Consider the following 19,068-nt stretch of genomic DNA (forward strand, 5'->3'; position numbering starts at 1 on the left):
AGTTACTACGTCTAACCTACATAATGATGAGGGCCAGCGCCAAGCAGGGATACCGCATTTTCGGCACAGCTGCCGCGAATGCTTTTTTTATGCCTGATTAGCCTGAACGAGCCCTCCGCTTGGAGAGAACAAACCATTTTAGAGGAGTGTATATGATTAATGAAAGTTAAAATGAATCACATGCTGAAAACAAGCCTTGCCATTTGGCTGATTGCGATGCTAACGCTGCTTGCCGCTTGCGGCGGTGCGGTGAACAATAATAAGGAATCTACTGCACCATCTATCGCGCCTTCTGCATCTCCTTCCGCAGAGACGGGTGCCGCATATCCGCTCACCGTAACCGATGCGACGGATACAAAGCTGACCTTCGAGCAGACGCCTGAAAAAATCGTGACGCTTGTGCCAAGCGAGACAGAAGTTGTTTTTGCTGTAGGAGCAGGCAAGCAGGTAGTCGGCGTGGATCAGTACAGCAACTATCCAGAAGAAGCGAATGATATTGAGAAAATTGGCGATATGACGACGAATATCGAGGCGGTTGTAAAGCTAAACCCGGATCTTGTGCTTGCATCCTCCAGCATGAATGGCGATGCAATTGTCAAGCTGCGCGAATTGAATATTCCGGTATTTGCCTCCGATTCGAAAACATATGGCGAAACGATTGCCCATATTGAGACGGTCGGCCAAATTTTGAACCATGTGAAGGATGCCGAAGCAGTTGCTGAACATATGCGTGATGTGATGAATCAGGTCATGAATGCGGTGAAGGATGCGCCAGCGAAAAAGGTATATTTGGAGTTCAGCCCTGGCTACACAGCGGGCTCGGGGACGTTTTTGGACGAGCTGCTGACGATGGCTGGCGGCAGGAACGTAGCGGGCTCGAAGGAAGGCTGGTATGAAGTCAGCGCCGAAGAGATCGTTAAGCAAAATCCGGAAATCATCATCTATCCGGATATGAAGGTAAAACCGAACCCAATTGTTACAGCGATGGACAGTCGTGCAGGCTGGAACGTCATTGACGCGGTGAAAAATAAGCAGGTTATCGCGGTAGCGGAAGATCCGCTCGTTCGTGTAGGCCCGCGGCTTGCCGATGGCTTGCTGGAGATAGCGAAGGCTGTTCATCCAGACCTCGTTAAATAGCAGATGAGACATCAATGGTTAGGCTACGGAGGAGCAGCAGTGCTCCTTCTTGCTGTGTCTATTATAGCGAGCTTGTCGATTGGCTCCGCAGGTATTTCCTTTACCGATGTGTGGGGCATTTTGCTGCACCAGCTGCCATGGCTTAGAGACCAGCCGGTTAGCTGGAGCGAAGGGGAAATTGCGATTGTTACGCAGGTCAGGCTGTCACGGGTGCTGCTGGCGGTGCTTGTAGGCGCTTGTCTGGCACTGGCGGGAAGCGGTTTTCAGGGGGTTCTGCGCAATCCGCTAGCAGATCCTTATACGCTCGGGGTTGCTTCCGGCAGCTCGGTTGGTGCCGCGGCATTGATTTTATTCGGCTACCAGGCGGCAGTAGGCATCTGGACGATTCCAATCGTCGCTTTCATAACGGGAATGACGACGCTATTGGTCGTTTTCTGGCTGGCGCGCAGCTCGGCTGGGCTGCAGTTGGAAACGCTTATATTATCCGGCGTTATCATCCAGGCCTTCCTCGGAGCTTTCGTATCGTTCATGGTTTCGCTGTCCAACAGCGTAGTGAATCAGATTTTGTTTTGGCTAATGGGCTCGCTGACGATGAAAAGCTGGGCGAACGTCTATATGCTAATTCCTTTTCTTATTATCGGGGTCATTGTGCTGATTGCATATGCGCAGCATTTGAATGTTTTTCTGCTTGGTGAGGGGCAGGCAGCGCATCTAGGCATTCGGGTAGAGCGTACGAAGCTGGTCGTGCTGGCTTGCTCGACGCTGCTGACAGCGGCTGCCGTATCGGTGGCGGGCGTAATTGGCTTCGTCGGTCTCGTCGTACCCCATGTGATTCGCCTGATCGTTGGTCCGGACTATCGTTTGCTCATTCCACTATCCGCATTTGGCGGGGGCATATTTGTGCTCTGGGCAGATACGCTGGCCCGTATGGCACTTAGTCCGAAGGAAATTCCGCTAGGAGTAGTAACTGCGCTGATCGGTGCGCCGTTTTTCGCTTATTTGCTGCATCGGCGCAAGCGGCTGGAAGGAGGGGCATGATGGCTATCATGCTTGAAGCGCGTCAACTGGGTACCACAATTCGTGGGAGAAACGTGCTGAACGACTTGACCTTTTCCTTTCAAAAAGGGTATACATACGGCATTATCGGACCAAATGGCGTCGGAAAATCCACCTTGTTGAAGCTGCTTTCCGGCGTATTGCCTCCTTCGCAAGGTGATATTTTTCTGGAGGGGCGCAGCATTGCCGCCTATTCACGCAAGGAGGCGGCACGCAAGCTTGCGGTGCTCCAGCAGGGTGTGCTGCCGCCGATAGGTTTTACGGTGCGTGAAGTGATCGAAATGGGACGCTTTCCCTACCAAAATTGGTTCGGTAACGAAGCTGTCGACTGCTCGCCGATTATTAATCAGGCGATAGCAGCAATGGGACTTGAAAAGCTGGAGCAGCGCAAAATGGCCGAGCTAAGCGGCGGCGAACGGCAGCGCGTCGCACTGGCCAAAGTGATTGTGCAGCAAGCGGAAGTCATTTTGCTAGACGAGCCGACGACCTATTTGGATATCGGCTACCAAATTCAATTGCTGGATACGGTAAAGAGCTGGCAGCGTGAGCAGGGCATTACCGTTGTATCCGTGCTGCATGATTTAAATTTAGCCGCTTTATATTGCGATGAGGTGCTGGTGCTGCATCGGGGGAGGATCGCTGCTTTGGGCAAGCCGCAGCATATCTATACGACGGAGCTGATTCGCGAGGTATACGGCGCTGAGGCTTCGATTATGAATCATCCGTTAACAGGGGCGCCGCAAATTTTGCTTGCGCCCAATGTGCGAATAAACAATGGGGAGCTGGAATGAAGTGATGAAGGACGAATTGTGCATGCTGCTGGCGAATGCCATCGGGAGAATTCAGGCGTTTAATGAACAGGAGGCAGAGGCGGCAAGACGCCATTCTGACCAATTGACGAAGCCTCCGGGCAGTTTGGGCAAGCTTGAAGATGTTGCCTGCCAGCTGGCCGGAATTTCGGGGGAGCGCTGGCCAGATATGGAGCGCAAAGCGGTCATTATTATGGCTGGCGACCATGGCGTGTGCGAGGAAGGGGTTAGTGCCTTTCCACAAGCGGTAACCCCTCAGATGGTGCTGAATTTCTTGAATGGCGGCGCAGCGGTCAACGTACTCGCCCGCCAGGCGGGAGCTGACGTGTATTGTGTCGATATTGGCGTGAATGCAGAGCTGGCGCATCCGAATCTTTTAAGCCGCAAGGTCATGTATGGAACCGCCAATATGGCGAAAGGCGCTGCGATGACGAAAGAGCAGTCCATTAGAGCTATTTTGACAGGTATAGAAGTGGTGGATGAGCTTTACGAAAAAGGCTACCGGGCCTTTGCGATAGGAGAAATGGGCATCGGCAATACGACGGCTAGCGCTGCGATTACGGCGGTGCTGACAGGACTTCCGCCTGAAGAAACCGTTGGCAGAGGAACAGGTATTAATGATGAGGCTTGGAAAAACAAAGTCGAGGTTGTTAAACGGGCTATCGCGGTTAATGCACCAGATGCGCTGGACCCTTTCGACGTATTGATGAAGCTGGGCGGTGTTGAAATCGCTGGGCTGGTCGGCGTTATTATTGGAGCGGCAGCAAATAGCTGTCCGGTCGTTATTGACGGCTATATTTCCTCTGTCGCAGCGCTGGTCGCCTCGCGTATTTCCGATAAAACGAAGCCAAGCATGATCGCGTCCCATCTTTCCTATGAGCAGGGTCATGCGAAGCTGCTGAAAGCCATTGGCTTAAGCCCAATGATTCATATGGATATGCGGCTCGGAGAAGGTACAGGTGCGGTATTATGCTTCCATTTTATCGATGCAGCATTAAAGCTCATGCAGGAAATGGCCACTTTTGAAAGTGCAGGGGTATCGAAAGCGTAGGTGAAGCTGAAATGGCAATGTTAGTAACAGGCGGTACGCGCAGCGGCAAAAGCTTATTCGCCGAGCAGCTCGCGATGAGGCTTGGCAAAAAAGGCATATATATGGCAACGAGCCGTATTTGGGATGAAGAAATGGCTGAGCGCGTAAATAGGCATCAGCAAAGTCGCGGCGCGGGAGCTTTCGAATGGGAGACGGTGGAGGAGCCGCTTGATCTGGCTGAATTACTGGCGAAGCAGGCACGGGCAGCAGCAGCTATTACGTCAGCCGGAGAACAGCCGCCCGTCGTGCTTGTAGATTGTCTGACCCTTTGGTTGACGAACGCTTTAATGGCAGCAGAGGAGCAGGCGGGACAAGCTGGCAGAGAAGCAGACGAACAGCTGCATCAGCAGACGGAAACGCTCATTGGAGCCATTGCCGCCTATCCTTATCCGCTTGTGCTAGTAACGAATGAGGTAGGGGCGGGTATTGTGCCTGCCTATCCAATGGGCCGGAAATTTCGCGATGAGGCAGGAAGGCTAAATCAGCGGGTGGCTGCGGTTTGCGATAAAGTGTTTCTCGTAACAGCGGGCATTCCGATTGAGCTCAAGGCAGCGGCTTTCCGCTGGGAGCAGCTATGATCTTCTATTCCTTGCCAGACATGCTGTGGCTGACCGCCGCAGCTATTCTAGTCGATTGGATCATTGGCGATCCAAAATGGCCGACGCATCCCGTCATTTGGATCGGCAGGCTCATTGCATGGCTGGAGCAAAAGCTGCGAAGGAGCGATAAGATTGAATCCTCCAAGCGCCTCAAGCTAAAGGGCGTCTTGTTAATGCTCATAACGTTAGCTATTTCATATGGCGTCATGTGGGGAGTCGTCGCGGCCGCTTCGCTTATTCATCCTTGGCTCGGCTATGCGGTGACCATTTGGTTTATATCGACGACTATCGCGGTCAAAGGGTTAAAACAGGCAGCGATGCTCGTCTATACTCCGTTAGTAGCAGGAAACCTTCAGGAAGCACGCAAATACGTCGGCTACATTGTCGGACGCGACACGGACAAGCTGGGTGAATCAGAAGCTGCCCGTGCTGCTGTAGAGACGGTGGCGGAAAATACAGTCGATGCGCTCGTATCGCCCATTTTTTTCGCATTAATAGGTGGAGCGCCGCTTGCTATGCTGTATCGAGCGGCAAATACACTTGACTCTATGGTCGGTTACCGCAATGATAAGTATATCGATTTCGGCTCATGCTCGGCACGAACCGATGATGTGCTCAACTATATACCCGCCAGGTTGACGGGAGCTCTGCTCGCGTTCTCGGCTTGGCTGCTGCCGGGCATGTCTGCCGGCCGCTCGGTCGCTGCGATTCGCAAATTTGCCCATCGGCATCCGAGCCCAAACAGCGGCATTCCCGAATCGGCCGTTGCTGGGGCGCTCGGTATTGAGCTGGGCGGACTCAATTATTATTTTGGCGCGCCTAGCGAACGTGCGAGAATGGGAGAGCCTATACGCCCATTGACGGCGCAGGATATTATTTTTACGACTAGATTATTGTATCTGGTAAGTCTATTACTTGTAGTTGGGGTGCTGGCATTATGGCTGTTCGTTCATTGAAGCTGCATGCTCAGGCGCTGGTCGCCGCTATTCAATTTTTGACGAGAATTCCGGTGCCGTTAACCGTCCCGTTTGAGCCGCAGGTGTTATCGCGCAGCGCTGCTTATTTTTCGATTGCCGGAGGCATTATTGGCGGTATCGTCATGTTGGGCTTTGCTGCTGTGCAAAGCTGGCTGCCCGCTGGGCCGGGAGCTGTATTGCTGCTCGCACTGTGGCTCGCGCTCAGTGGCGCACTGCATATGGACGGCTGGATGGACACGGCAGACGGCGTGCTGAGCCATCGCTCGCGGGAGCGGATGCTGGAAATTATGAAGGATAGCCGAGTAGGCGCTATGGGTGTCATTGCTGCCGTTTTGCTGCTGCTGTTCAAATTTACAGTTCTATATGAGCTGCTTAGTCGTACAGAGTCTGCTTATGTGCTGCCGCTGCTGGTCATTATTCCGGCGTGGAGCCGCTGGTGGATGGCGGCGGCGATTGTGCTCTGGCCGAGTGCCCGGCAGGGAGAGGGGATCGGGGCTTTATTCCAAGCGGTCTCGCTGCGGCATGTATGGTCGGGTTTTGTGCTGACCTTCCTGCTAGCCTGTGGAACCGGTCTGGCATTCGGACTGCCTATCAGCACATCAGCTTTCACAGCAGCAGGTGCTGCTGCTGTGACGATGGCGACAGGGACAATAATGTCTTTCTGGCTCGTCCGCAAGCTGGGAGGCTTGACCGGAGACACCTACGGCGCGCTGAATGAAGGGATTGAAGCTATATTGTTGTTTGCACTGCTATTATTGACAACTCATTAGAAGAGGGGAATACGCACCATGCTTGAAAGATACGGACATGGCGGTGACCTGCGAACGGCAGAAGAAAATTTCGGACGGCCAGCTGATCAATTTGTCGATTTCAGCTCCAATATGAATCCGTTAGGCCCGCCCCCCTTGGTACATAGGGCGCTGCTTTCGTATGCACAGCAGATTGGCAAGTATCCTGATCCTGCGGTACGCGGTTTAAGGGCGAAGCTTGCGAAGCTGCATGGCATTGACGAGCAGTGCATTTTAATCGGAAATGGAGCGGCAGAGCTGATCGACCTGACCGTTCGAGCTGTAAATCCTATCATTACGAGCCTTGCGTTTCCTTGTTTTAGCGAATATGGCGACGCTGTTCATAAAATTAGCAGTGGCATTGCTCCAATCATGCTGAAGCCGGAAAATGGCTTTGAGCTGACCGAAGAGGCGATTCAAAGCATGACGACTGCAATGGAGGAGCCTTTCTATATGCTGGGCTCGCCGAATAATCCGACGGGGCGGCTTGTCCATCCGGCGCTGATCAGGAAGCTGCTGGCCGGCGGCGCTACGGTGGTCGTGGATGAAGCCTTCATGGATTTTGTGCCTGAAGAAGCGGATTATTCGCTGGTGAAGGAAGCTGCCGGCAATGACAGGCTGTATGTCATCCGTTCCATGACGAAATTTTATGCGATTCCCGGCATTCGGCTCGGGTATATGGTCAGTACGCCAGAGCGGATTGCAGCGCTGCGGCTGCTGCAGGTTCCATGGAGCGTCAACTCGCTTGCCCAGATCATAGGAGAGGGCGTATTGGATGATGCGGAATATGCGGAGAAGACGCTGAAATGGCTGGAAGAAGAGCGGCCTTGGCTCATTTCGAAGCTGGAAGGGCTTGGTCTTTCCGTAACGCCTAGTCAAACCAACTATGTACTTGTTAGGCTGCCGTCTCTGCCTAATCTAACGGCAGCTGCATTGCAGCAGGAAATGGGCAGACGCGGGGTGCTTATTCGCGATGCCTCCCATTTTGTCGGGCTTGATGACTGCTACTGCCGCTTTGCCATCAAGCTGCGTCATGATAATGAAAAGCTGCTGGAGGCGCTGGCAGAATGCCTGGATGATTTTAAAGAAGATAGTAGGGATAAGCATGAGTAAGCAATCAGAAAACAAAGCTGCGCTGACGATTATGGTGCAGGGCACCGCCTCCGATGTCGGAAAAAGCTTGGTGACAGCTGCTTTGTGCCGGATTTTTAGGCAGGATGGTTATACGGTCGCTCCCTTCAAATCGCAAAATATGTCGCTTAATTCCTATGTCACCTGGGATGGCAAGGAAATTGGACGGGCACAGGGAATGCAGGCTGATGCTTGCGGCGTGCTGGCGACGACAGATATGAATCCGATTTTGCTGAAGCCGACTAGGGAGATGTCTTCACAGGTTGTTGTTCATGGAAAGCCGCTGCGAGATTTCAGCGCGCGTGAATATCGGGAGAGCTACTTGCCGCAGGCTGGCGTTATCGTGCGGGAAGCACTCGCCCGTCTGCGCAGCAGCAATGATATTGTGGTGCTGGAAGGCGCGGGCAGCCCAGCGGAAATCAATCTTAAGGATCGCGACATTGTCAATATGCGCATGGCCGCTTGGGCAGATGCTCCCGTCATTCTTGTGGCAGATATCGACCGGGGCGGTGTTTTTGCTTCCATAGTCGGCACGCTGGAGCTGCTTGAACCGGACGAGCGCGAGCGCGTATGCGGCTTCGTTATTAATAAATTTCGCGGCGATGTAGGACTGCTGCAGCCCGGAGTCGATTGGCTGGAGGAGCGGACAGGCAAGCCGGTGCTTGGTGTGCTGCCATTTCTTCCGGGACTTGCGCTGGAGGATGAAGATTCGCTGTCGCTGGACCGCAAGCTGGAAGAGCAGGTAAAAGGGCGGCCTGATACACTCGATATTGTCGTACTGCGTCTGCCTCGCATATCTAATTTCACCGATGCGGACCCGCTCTACTTTGAAGCGGATGTCGGGCTGCGCTTTGTAGACAGGCTGGAGCAATGGGGAGCGCCTGATGCGGTAATTTTGCCAGGCAGCAAAAATACGGTTGAGGATTTGCTGTGGCTTCGTGAAACAGGCCTTGCACAGCAGATAACCGCGTTCGCTGAGAAGGGCGGACATCTCGTCGGCATATGCGGAGGCTATGAAATGCTGGGGGCGATGCTGCTAGATCCGGCGGGTGTGGAGTCTGAGCATAAGGAAACACCAGGCTTTGGCTTTTTTCCTTTTGACGTAAAGTTTGCAGGGGAGAAGAAAACGGTTCGTGTAGAGGGGAATGCCCGCGCTGCCTCAGCTTGGCTGACAGAAAAGCTGCCCGTTGAAGGCTATGAAATCCATATGGGTGAAATTATCCAGCATGGAGAGCTCCGTCAGCCCTTTGCCATTCGAAGCCAGCAGGCTGGAGTGGAATCACTGCAGGTGGGCGAGCTTACCTATGAAGGTGAAGGGGCATGCTCGGCGGATGGCAGGCTTTGGGGCACGTTTATACATGGCATTTTACATAATGATGATTTGCGTCGGGCGTGGCTGAATGACATTCGTGAGGCGCGTGGCTGGGAGCCGCTTGCGGCAGAGTTGCGTTTTCGTGAAAACCGCGAGGAGGCGTTTGATCGTCTTGCGGCACATACACGCGAGCATTTGAATATGCCGCTCGTTTATAAGCTGCTCGGTGCGGGCGAAGAGCTTGGTGCTTAATTTAAGTATAGGTCTACTATATAAGTTGAACTTAAGAAAGCAATGGGGCCGGGGAGAAACGAAAGAGAAAGGTCGAGGAATAGAATCATGAAATCAGAAAACAACAGCGGCCGGAAGTCCAACCTTTCTCGCAGTGACGACCATCGCCCTCTTGCTAATCAATCGTTCAACTAAATATAGTACGGAAACTTAAATTAAACAGCTGAAAAGGAAGGGGGTGAAGTCATGGAGGAGCAAGCTGCGCAGCGTTTGGGAACGAAAAAAAGCTGGATCATCGCAGGCATTATGCTGGCGTTTCTTGCCTTTTGCGCGCTGCTGCTTTACGGAATGATTCAGTCGATGCAGCATAAGGGCGGAGCGGCTAGCGACGGCACCCAGCAGCCTGTTAATTACAGCTATGCGGCTGTGGAATCGACAAATGGCTTCATGCTGCATGTTCTGAAAACCCGGCCAGCCAACGTGAAGCCTCAATTGGTGCAAAATAATGTGGCATTAACGCCGTATTATGGCATTAATGGCGGATTTTTTTATGAAAAATCGCTGCTCAGCATTGCCGTAGTTAACAGTCTTGCGGTCAATGAAGAGCAGGGGGAATATGGCTCCGGCAGCGAAAATGCCAAATATGCCCGTGGCACGCTCGTATGGGATGGCGTTAAGGATCAGCTAAGCGTACAAATAGCGAGCAATGCATCCGAGCTTAAAGTTCAGGATCATACGCGTTTTTGGGCGCAGGGCGGCATTAGCATGAGCATCGGCAATGATGCAGGCTGGCTGGCGCAGGCGGAAAAGGAGCATGCTCCTTTTCCGGATGACGATCGGCTAAGGTCTGCTGCCGTATACGATCAGATGGGCAACATTTATTTGGTAGTCAGCAGCACGAAAGGGAGCTTGGCTGCTTTTCGCGAAGCTATTATCGAAAAGATTGGCGACAACAAGCTTGCAGGCGGCCTCTTTCTCGATGGTGATGGCTCCTCGCAGCTGCGCAGCGCGGAGGCGACGCTTCAAGGGGATAGCCGTTCCGTCGTGCAAATGATGCGCATAATGAAATAAGACGGATATTGAGGAGAAAAAGATGAATCAGCTTCCGATTGATGCGGTTTTGCCGGAGCTGCTTGGGGCGCTTGCCGCGGGAAGCGGCGCTGTGCTGGTCGCCGAGCCAGGAGCCGGAAAGACGACGCGCGTACCGCTTGCGCTGCTGGATGCGGCCTGGCTGGACGGCCGTAAAATAATTATGCTGGAGCCGCGCAGGCTTGCAGCCCGCTCTGCCGCCACATATATGGCGGAGATGCTCGGAGAACAGGTAGGCGACACGGTCGGCTACCGCGTTCGTCTGGACACGAAGGTGAGTGCGCGGACGCGCATTGAAGTGGTGACGGAAGGCGTGCTGACTCGCATGCTTCAGGAGGACCCAGCTGTGCTGGACGTTGGCGTAATTGTGTTTGACGAGTTTCATGAACGCCATTTGCATGGCGATCTTGGGCTGGCGCTGAGTCTTCAGTCGCAGGCGCTGCTGCGCAGCGATCTCAGGCTGCTTGTGATGTCTGCGACGCTTGCAGCAGGCACCGTTGCGGAGTTGCTCGGTGGAGTGCCGATAATAGAGAGCGCCGGAAGAGTATTTCCGGTGCAGACGATTTATCGCTCCGCGAAAGTGGAAGGGCGTATTGAGCCGAGTGTTGCCAGTACGATCCTGCAGGCGCTTGCTGCGGATGAAGGGAATATGCTCGTCTTTCTTCCAGGCGTTGGCGAAATTCGGCGCGTCGCCTCATTGCTTGCGAGAGAAGAGCGGATGAAGGGCGTCAAGGTGGCGGAGCTTTATGGCACAATGCCGCTGGAAGCGCAGGATCAGGCGATTAAGCCGTCCGCTGCGGGGAAGCGCAAAGTCGTGCTGGCGACGGCTATTGCCGAATCCAGCTTGACGGTCGAAGGCGTACGCATCGTCATCGATGCCGGACTGATGCGAGTATCGCGTTTTTCGCCGCGAACGGGCATGACGCGGCTGGAGACGGTTGCGGTGTCTGTAGCGTCAGCCGACCAGCGCCGAGGGCGTGCCGGAAGGCTTGCTCCTGGCGTCTGCTACCGGCTGTGGACGGAGCAGGAGCATCTGTATTTGCAGCCCTTCAGCCAGCCGGAAATGCTGGAGGCCGATCTTGCGCCGCTCGCGCTGGAGCTTGCGGTATGGGGTATCCAGCAGCCGGAGGAGCTCGGCTGGCTGGACCCGCCGCCGATCGGCGCGTACCAGCAGGCGCTGCAGCTGCTTGAGCTGCTGCAGGCTGTTGATTCGTTAGGCCGGCCTACGGAGTCGGGCCGGCGAATGGCGAGGCTCGGGCTTCATCCGAGGCTCGGGTATATGCTGCTCCGCGCGCAGCAGTATGGCGCGGGGGAGCGCGCTTGTGAGCTGGCCGCGCTGCTAAGCGAGCGCGACCTGCTGCCGCAGCAGCGCAGCGCGGATTTGCAGCTGCGGCTGGAAGCCCTGCACCGCGGCGGCGGCGGCGGTGCTGACGTGGATCGCGGAGCCGTGCAGCGTATCCGCTCGCAGGCGCAGCAATGGAGCCGGCTGCTGCATAGCGCAGCCGGCGAAGCAGCCCCGGCCGCGCACGGAGCAGCGGCTGCCGGAGCGGGCCAGCAGGCCGCCGCGATGTCCTGCGGCGCGCTGCTGGCGCTCGCTTATCCGGATCGCATCGCGCAGCGGCGCAGCGACGGCAGGTATTTGCTCGCGAATGGCCGCGGCGCAGCGCTGCCGGAAGCCCAGCCTTTGTCGCGCGCAGCCTATCTCGTTGCGGCGGAGCTCGACGATGCCGGAACGGAAAGCCGTATCCGGCTCGCGGCAGAACTGACCGAGGGCGAGCTGGCATCGGCAGCTCGCGAGCAAATTCGGCGAGAGCGGGTCGTGGAGTGGGATGCGTCCGCCCAAGCGGTAAGGGCGCGTGAGCGCGTCCGGCTTGGCGCACTCCTTTTGCAGGAAAAACCGCTGGTGAAGCCGGATGCAGAGCTGGTAGCTGCGGCGCTGGCACAGGGAGTGCAGCAGGAGGGCTTGTCCTTGCTGCCGATGTCCAAGCAAGCTGCCCAGTTGCTCGCCCGTATGCGGCTGATGAGGCATTATGACAGCAGCTGGCCGGATGTATCTGATGAAGGGCTGCTATCCACGCCAGCACTCGCCGAATGGCTGCTGCCGCATATTCAAGGGATGAAAAGCAAATCCGACCTGCAGCGCCTCGGTATGCAGCAGCTTCTGGAAGGTATGCTTACCTGGACGCAGCGGCAGGAGCTGGACAAGCAGGTTCCAACGCATATAGCGGTGCCGAGCGGCTCGCGGATTCCGGTCGATTACAACGACCCGGAAGCGCCGTTCATCGCTGTGCGGCTTCAGGAGCTGTTCGGCATGAAAGACACGCCTTTGCTCGCAGGCGGCAAGCTGCCGCTAACGCTCCATCTGCTTTCTCCTTCGCAGCGCCCCGTTCAGGTGACGCGCGATTTAGGCAGCTTTTGGAGCCACACTTATTTTGAAGTGAAAAAAGATTTAAAGGGACGCTATCCGAAGCATTATTGGCCGGATGACCCCTACGCGGCGCAGCCGACGAATCGGGTTAAGCCGCGCAAGTAGCTCGCGGCATTCATAACGATAGCAACAAGGAAAAGGGGGCTTAAAAATGTCGATGCAGCTTTTTATTTTATTTATACTCGCGATTAACTGCTGGACGTTTACGCTCATGTATCTTGACAAGCAGAGCGCTCGCCGCCAGCAAAGGCGCATTCCGGAGAAACGGCTGTTTACTCTGAGCGCTCTTGGAGGCGCTATTGGCGCTTACGCCGGTATGCGGGCATGGCGGCACAAGACGAAGCATCGCTCCTTCGTTATTGGCATACCGCTGCTCGTGATGTTGAATTTGCTGCTATTTGCAGCGGCCTTCCACTATTTGTTCGACATTTCGATTTTCAAATAGTTCAGCGTGCACAGCTGGCTTTTTCTAATTGGAAATTAGAAGTTGATTCCTACTATTCTCCTATGGTATATTGACAGTTCGTTTTCCCACTATATTCTTAGGAGGTAACTGGCTGAAATGACGGTTCAAAGTGCCTATCAAGAAGAGCAAGAGCGCCTAGCGCGCTCGCTTGAAGAAATACAATCACAGCTAAGCGCGATAGGCCCGCGCTACACAGGCGATGATTTTACGGAGCAAATGCTCGATTTGCAGCGAGAGGAACGGAAGCGGGGGCTGGAAATTGCTTTCCGCGAGCCGTATTTTGGACGGATTGATTTTCAGGAGCTGCCAGATGACGCTAAGCAGGAGCTCTACATTGGCAAGGCAGGCGTGGCTAGAGAGGGCGGCAAGGAGCTGATCGTTATTGACTGGCGTGCGCCAATTGCCAGTTTGTTTTATTCTTTTACAGGCGGTGAAGCGGCGGTCACTTATGATTCTCCTGATGGCGAAATCGAAGGCATCGTCTATTTAAAGCGCAATCTGATGGTTCGCCAGGGTGAGCTTGTCCGGATGGTAGACAGCTTCACGCGCGGCCAGGAAGAAGAATCGGTCACCGATGAGTTTTTGCTCTATCGACTGGGTGAAAATAAAGACAACCGGCTTAGAGATATCGTTTCAACCATCCAGCAGGAGCAGGACGCGATCATCCGTTCAGGACGGAGCAAGGCGCTGTTTATTCAAGGCGTGGCGGGAAGCGGCAAGACGACGGTAGCGCTGCACCGGCTCGCTTTTTTGCTCTATCAGTATGCTGATCGGATGCGGGCGGAGCGGATGGTTATTTTTGCGCCTAACCGCATGTTTCTTGAATATATTTCCGGCGTGCTGCCGGAGCTGGGCGTAGGCGATATTCAGCAAACGACGTTTGCCGACTGGGCGCTGGATTTGCTGGAGCTTGAAGTGCGAATGGATGATAAAACCGATACATTGGAATATTGGTTCGAGCATTATCGCAGCGCGGAAGAAATTGCAGAGGCTCCCGGACGCTTGAAAGGAACGCTTGATTTCAAGCAGGCCATTGACGAGCGTCTGGAGCAGCTTGAACAAAGCATCGTGCCTTTGCAGCCATTTGAGCCTGTAGACAAGCTGGTGCTGGGGCCGGAGCAAATGCTGGAATGGTATCGCACCGATTATGGCGAGGAGCCGCTGATGCGCAAGCGCGAGCGATTCGTCAGCCGTATTCGCAGATGGCTGGAATCCGAGCTGAAAATGCGCGGCATTCATGATAAAAAAGTACGGGCCAAGGCGTTAACCCGCTTGAATGCGCTAGCGAAAAAAATCCCGGCTTACACCGCGCCGAAGCTATACGCTTCTTTCTTCCAAGGCAAGCAGGCGATAAGCCTGGTGCCAAAAGCGATAGCGGCAGCAACGACTGCCCGCCTTAAAGCAGGAACCATTGCACCGGAGGATTTGGCGCCGCTCGCCTATATTCATTTGCGCCTGTTTGGACTGCAAACAGCGCCTTATGACCATATCGTTATTGACGAGGCGCAGGACTATTCGCCGTTCCAGCTGGAAGCGCTGCGTCTATGCCAGCAAACGCCGTCATTGACCGTGCTGGGCGACTTGCAGCAGGGCATCCACGCCTATGCAGGCATACATAGCTGGCAGGAGCTGACTGCGCTTTATGACGAAGAACAGACCGGATTTTTTGAACTGAACCGCAGCTATCGTTCCACGATGGAAATCATTGCATTCGCCAATCGGATTCTTGGTGCAATGGGGGCGGGCGTGAAGGCGGCAGTACCTGTATTCAGGAGCGGAGATGCCGTGGAGCTTGCGCCAGCAGAGCCAAGCGAGTGGATGGACATGCTGGAGCGAACGGTTCGGGAATGGCAAGCGGACGGCAGCTATCAGACGATCGCGGTTATTGGCAGGACGACGGAGGAATGCGCAGTTATCCATGCGGCTTTGAATGCTGCGGGGGTAGAAGCCTCGCTCGTAGAACGGGGACAGCCCGAATACAGCGGCGGCTTGTCCGTTGTGCCGGCTTACTTGTCCAAAGGGCTGGAATTTGATGCGGTTCTCATTGCCGATGCTGGGGCGCTTGCTTATACCGATCAAGACGCCAAGCTGTTATATGTTGGTTGTACGAGAGCGCTTCATAAGCTAAAATTAGTTTATCAAGGCTCGTTTACCTCGTTAGTAGCGGACGTTGCGGAGAGCGTGCAAGAATTATGACAGTATTAAGGCATTTTGCCGCAAATTCTTGACTTTAGCAGGCCTTGTAACTAAAATTGCTACAAGATGTATATACCTGTATTTTTGAGGAGGATTTGAGCGGTAGTGACGAAAACAAAGAAAAAAGGTCCAAGCAGTAATCAGCAGAAAAGGCAGCAGCCAAAGAAAAATTCGAACAGCGCGCTTATTTTTCTGACGGTCGGTATTTTGGCGGTTATCGTCGTCATCGTGCTCGGCATTAACAACCAGAACAAGCCGTTTGAATTTGACTATGAAGCAATGCCTGTGCAGGGCAGCGTAGATGCACCTGTCAAAATCGTTGAGTTTGGCGATTACAAGTGTCCAATCTGCCGTGATTTTTCGCAACAAATCAAACCTCAGCTGGAGAAAGATTACATCGAAACAGGCAAAGCATCTTTTTATTTTGCGAACTATTCGTTCATCGGTGAAGATTCCGTGACAGCTGCACTCGCGGCGGAAGCGGTCTATCAGCAAAATAATGACGCTTTCTGGACTTATAACCAAGCGATTTATGATAATCAACAAAATGAAAATATTAAATGGGCAACGCCGGAATATTTGGTACAGCTTGCGAAGGATGCCAAACTTCCTATCGATTTTGATTTGCTGAAAAGCGACATCGAGAACAAAACCTATCAAAAGCAGGTCGATCGCGATAACTCGCTCGTTCGTCCGCTTAATATCGGAGGTACGCCTACCGTCTTTATCAATGGCAAGGCGGTTTCAAGTCTCGACTATGCAACCATCAAATCAACAATCGAGGCAGCTCTAAAATAAGGGGCCTTGATTAAAAAGGAGCCCGGTCAAAAATGACAACGCCACTCTATGAATCGTGGTTGAAACGCTATACTTTATATTTCGCCTGGATCGTTACGTTAGTTGCAACGGGCGGCAGCTTGTATTTTAGTGAAATTAAAGGGTTTTTGCCTTGTGATTTATGCTGGTATCAGCGCATTTTCATGTATCCACAGGTCATTATTTTAGGTATTGCGACGTATCGCGGGGACCGGAATATCATTAAATACTTACTGCCGATTAATATAATCGGACTTGCGATTTCCATTTTCCATAACTTCGAGATTTGGTTTCCGAAGGTGGGCGAGCTTGTGCCTTGCCGTTCAGGAATCCCGTGCAATTTTGACTATTTGAACTGGTTTGGTTTTCTGACGATTCCGATGATGGCCATGATCGCATTTGTGCTTATTATCGTGTTTCTGCTGCTGGCTCGCCAGAGCAATGAAAGCGAAGCAAACGAAGACGAAAACTAACGGTATCCCTAAGCAAAGCTCCGAGGCGGACGTCGCCATGCGGAGCTTTGTTTTTGTATATTGGGGATGCAGCATAAAGTGACAAGGCCGTGAACAAACGCCCAAGGTATGCTTCGCCTATCATCTAATCAGCTAGCGGATGAAGGCAAAATGGGTTATCTTAAAAGAAGCAGGTGTCAAAGCATAAAGAGAGTAGGGAACACCATGATCGAAGTGGAGCAGCAGCTATATAGAGAAGCAGAGCAGTTCATTTTTACCTGTTATGCCGAGCTTGGCAAAAGGGAAGCGGAGGTTGTGCTTCGGCTGGCGGAAATCCGGTCTGAAGTAGAGCGTACAGGTTTTTATGAGCATACATACGAAGAGCTCCAGCATGGGGCGAAAATGGCGTGGCGCAACAGCAATCGCTGCATTGGCCGTCTTTTTTGGCATACGCTGGAGGTGTTTGACGCCCGTCAGCTGCAGCAGGAAGACGATATTGCAGACGCGATATTTTCGCATATTCGCTATGCGACGAATGGCGGCAAAGTCCGTCCGGCGATTACGATTTTTGCAGCGAAGCAGGAGAAAAGTCAAATCCGGCTGTGGAACCATCAGCTTGTTCGTTATGCGGGCTATGAGGACGGAAATGGCGGTGTCATGGGCGATCCTGCTTCTCTGCCATTTACGAAGGCTTGCGAAGCATTGGGCTGGAAAGGTGCGGGAACAAGGTTCGATGTGCTGCCGCTTGTCATTCAGAAGCAGGGAGAAGAACCGAAGCTGTACGAGCTGCCCGAAGGGCTGGCGCTGGAGATCCCACTGTCGCACCCGGAGCTGGAGCCGTTTGCGGAGCTGGGTCTCCGTTGGTATGCTGTCCCATTCATTGCCGACATGCGGCTGGAAATCGGCGGCATTTCTTACACGGCAGCGCCGTTTAATGGCTGGTATATGGGTACGGAAATCGGGGCGCGCAATTTGGCAGATACGGACCGTTACAATCAGCTGCCCGTCGTAGCGAGATTAATGGGACTGGATATGACGACGAATACGTCGCTATGGAAAGATCGCGCACTGGTGGAGCTGAACGCGGCCGTCATTCATTCGTTCAAAAAGCATGGCGCCAGCATCGTTGACCATCATACGGCTGCCGAGCAGTTTACGCGCTTTGAGAAGCAAGAGAAGGAACAGGGACGTGCGGTTACAGGCCGCTGGTCATGGCTCATACCGCCGATGTCTCCGGCAACGACAGCGGTATGGCATCGGAGCTATGACGATACGGAATTAAAGCCGGCTTATTTATATCAGGAAAAGGCTTATACAAGCGGAGGGTCATAAACGTGGATTTTATAATGGAATATTTATCCTTTTTCGTCATTGTTACCGAGGGAGAGGACAGCAGCTCCTCCAAGCGATACAAGCATTATCAGACGCTGGAGGAAGAGGACTATGAAGATAGTGAGATTAAGCGATTTTTGGACGGGGAGTTTGCCCGCATCGTCAAGCGCAAAGTGGAGCGCAACCCGAATTCGGAAAATGCGCCGACTAAAATCGGTCGGTTCATGGTCGAGCCTGGCTACGAGCTGGGCAGCAATCAGAACTATAATTTGTTCCAGCGGCTGCGTGATGCGGACAACAAGGAGCGTTACATAGGCATTGCTGACGAGCTGGTGCATATTTATATGGATACGAGCGCGGTGCGCGGCGGTGCTTTTATTATTGCAAGAGCGAAGCTGAATACGTATTTTGATGAGCCCTTTTTATTCCTTTTAAAATGTGATTTTGAGCCGAAAATCGCCCGCATTTCCGATGAGCGCAACTTGATTTCGCAAGTGGAAATGGCGATTAGCGCCCGCAGCATCAAGTCGATTCAATATCCGCATATGCCCGAGGAGGGGATATTGGAGCATTGGGAGCTGAAAATTCATCAGGCATCGCATGCCCGCTATTTTGAAGATTTTCTAAAATACGTTTCGTATGAGAAGCCACTTCCGGAAGTGATGAGCGACCAGCTGCTGGACATGGTACAGCAGTATATGGATGACAAGTGGGAGGGTGTGACGGAGAGCACCGAGCGCCACGAGGAAGAAAATGCAATAGAAGTATGGGCACACAGCGAGAAACGCGACATTCATGAATACTGGTCACAGGAGCAGGTGACATTGGCATCGGCAGCGCTGGTGGAGCAAAAGCCGGATCTGCCGTTTACGTTCAAGCTGGACAGCGTGACCATTAAGGGCTTACTCGCGGAATTCGGAACAGCGCTGCATTTTGCCAAGCATAATGGCCGTTATGTTGTCGTCATTGAAGGGGATTCGTTTCAATTTGATAAAGGGATGTCGCCAATCGAGCTGCTGCAGCCGCCGGATTTGATGGAGCTGCTGCCTGAGATCGGGACGCACAAACAAGAGAGCAGCGCCATTGAGGATTTACAGCGTTATGCGGATGACCTCGCGAATGATCCGAATTACGAAGGCGAATAACAGATACAGCCGTA

The 19,068-nt window shown here is 53.4% G+C and carries 17 protein-coding genes; all 17 read left to right on the forward strand.

The genetic code is table 11. From position 1 onward, the window contains the following. Positions 1-159: 159 nt before the first annotated feature. Positions 160-1,137: an ABC transporter substrate-binding protein gene (locus tag WH37_RS23795; RefSeq protein ID WP_231594345.1), complete on the forward strand. Its 978-nt coding sequence runs from the start codon at positions 160-162 to the stop codon at positions 1,135-1,137. 3 nt (positions 1,138-1,140) lie between these two features. Beyond that, positions 1,141-2,175, forward strand: coding sequence for a FecCD family ABC transporter permease (locus tag WH37_RS23800; RefSeq protein ID WP_046233133.1), 1,035 nt, complete (start codon positions 1,141-1,143; stop codon positions 2,173-2,175). Positions 2,176-2,183: 8 nt separating this feature from the next. Further along, entirely contained in the window at positions 2,184-2,984 is an 801-nt protein-coding gene (locus WH37_RS23805) for a heme ABC transporter ATP-binding protein (RefSeq protein WP_046233249.1), read from the forward strand. Between the two features lie 4 nt (positions 2,985-2,988). Next, entirely contained in the window at positions 2,989-4,053 is a 1,065-nt protein-coding gene (cobT, locus tag WH37_RS23810) for a nicotinate-nucleotide--dimethylbenzimidazole phosphoribosyltransferase (RefSeq protein WP_046233250.1), read from the forward strand. Between the two features lie 11 nt (positions 4,054-4,064). Further along, the gene (gene cobU / locus WH37_RS23815) at positions 4,065-4,670 is read left to right on the forward strand and encodes a bifunctional adenosylcobinamide kinase/adenosylcobinamide-phosphate guanylyltransferase (protein WP_046233134.1); all 606 of its coding nucleotides are present in this window, start codon (positions 4,065-4,067) and stop codon (positions 4,668-4,670) included. Next, positions 4,667-5,647 (forward strand): adenosylcobinamide-phosphate synthase CbiB, encoded by a 981-nt coding sequence (gene cbiB / locus WH37_RS23820; RefSeq protein WP_046233135.1) that lies wholly within the window; start codon positions 4,667-4,669, stop codon positions 5,645-5,647. Before cobU ends, cbiB begins: the two co-directional genes overlap by 4 nt. Next, a complete protein-coding gene (gene cobS / locus WH37_RS23825) occupies positions 5,629-6,438 on the forward strand; it encodes an adenosylcobinamide-GDP ribazoletransferase (protein ID WP_046233136.1) in 810 nt (269 codons plus the stop codon). Before cbiB ends, cobS begins: the two co-directional genes overlap by 19 nt. An 18-nt stretch (positions 6,439-6,456) precedes the next feature. Further along, positions 6,457-7,569 (forward strand): pyridoxal phosphate-dependent aminotransferase, encoded by a 1,113-nt coding sequence (locus WH37_RS23830; protein WP_046233137.1) that lies wholly within the window; start codon positions 6,457-6,459, stop codon positions 7,567-7,569. After that, positions 7,562-9,151, forward strand: coding sequence for a cobyric acid synthase (locus WH37_RS23835; protein ID WP_052737175.1), 1,590 nt, complete (start codon positions 7,562-7,564; stop codon positions 9,149-9,151). Before WH37_RS23830 ends, WH37_RS23835 begins: the two co-directional genes overlap by 8 nt. A 225-nt stretch (positions 9,152-9,376) precedes the next feature. Continuing rightward, complete coding sequence (locus WH37_RS23840; protein ID WP_052737176.1) at positions 9,377-10,201, forward strand: hypothetical protein; 825 nt, start codon at positions 9,377-9,379, stop codon at positions 10,199-10,201. Between the two features lie 22 nt (positions 10,202-10,223). Then, positions 10,224-12,752: an ATP-dependent helicase HrpB gene (hrpB, locus tag WH37_RS23845; protein ID WP_046233139.1), complete on the forward strand. Its 2,529-nt coding sequence runs from the start codon at positions 10,224-10,226 to the stop codon at positions 12,750-12,752. A 46-nt stretch (positions 12,753-12,798) separates the two neighbouring features. Continuing rightward, a complete protein-coding gene (locus tag WH37_RS23850; RefSeq protein ID WP_231594346.1) occupies positions 12,799-13,092 on the forward strand; it encodes a DUF1294 domain-containing protein in 294 nt (97 codons plus the stop codon). A gap of 117 nt (positions 13,093-13,209) precedes the next feature. Further along, positions 13,210-15,309, forward strand: a complete 2,100-nt coding sequence (locus WH37_RS23855; RefSeq protein ID WP_046233140.1) for a HelD family protein — start codon at positions 13,210-13,212, stop codon at positions 15,307-15,309. A gap of 105 nt (positions 15,310-15,414) precedes the next feature. Then, on the forward strand, positions 15,415-16,107 hold the full coding sequence (locus tag WH37_RS23860) for a DsbA family protein (RefSeq protein ID WP_046233141.1): 693 nt from the start codon (positions 15,415-15,417) through the stop codon (positions 16,105-16,107). A gap of 32 nt (positions 16,108-16,139) precedes the next feature. Beyond that, positions 16,140-16,598, forward strand: a complete 459-nt coding sequence (locus WH37_RS23865) for a disulfide oxidoreductase (protein WP_046233142.1) — start codon at positions 16,140-16,142, stop codon at positions 16,596-16,598. A gap of 204 nt (positions 16,599-16,802) precedes the next feature. Continuing rightward, positions 16,803-17,909, forward strand: a complete 1,107-nt coding sequence (locus WH37_RS23870) for a nitric oxide synthase oxygenase (protein WP_082110975.1) — start codon at positions 16,803-16,805, stop codon at positions 17,907-17,909. A gap of 2 nt (positions 17,910-17,911) precedes the next feature. Then, positions 17,912-19,054 (forward strand): DUF3900 domain-containing protein, encoded by a 1,143-nt coding sequence (locus tag WH37_RS23875; protein ID WP_046233143.1) that lies wholly within the window; start codon positions 17,912-17,914, stop codon positions 19,052-19,054. Positions 19,055-19,068 lie beyond the last annotated feature (14 nt).

Source organism: Paenibacillus algorifonticola (genome assembly GCF_000971975.1).
GTDB classification, from domain to species: Bacteria; Bacillota; Bacilli; order Paenibacillales; family Paenibacillaceae; genus Pristimantibacillus; species Pristimantibacillus algorifonticola.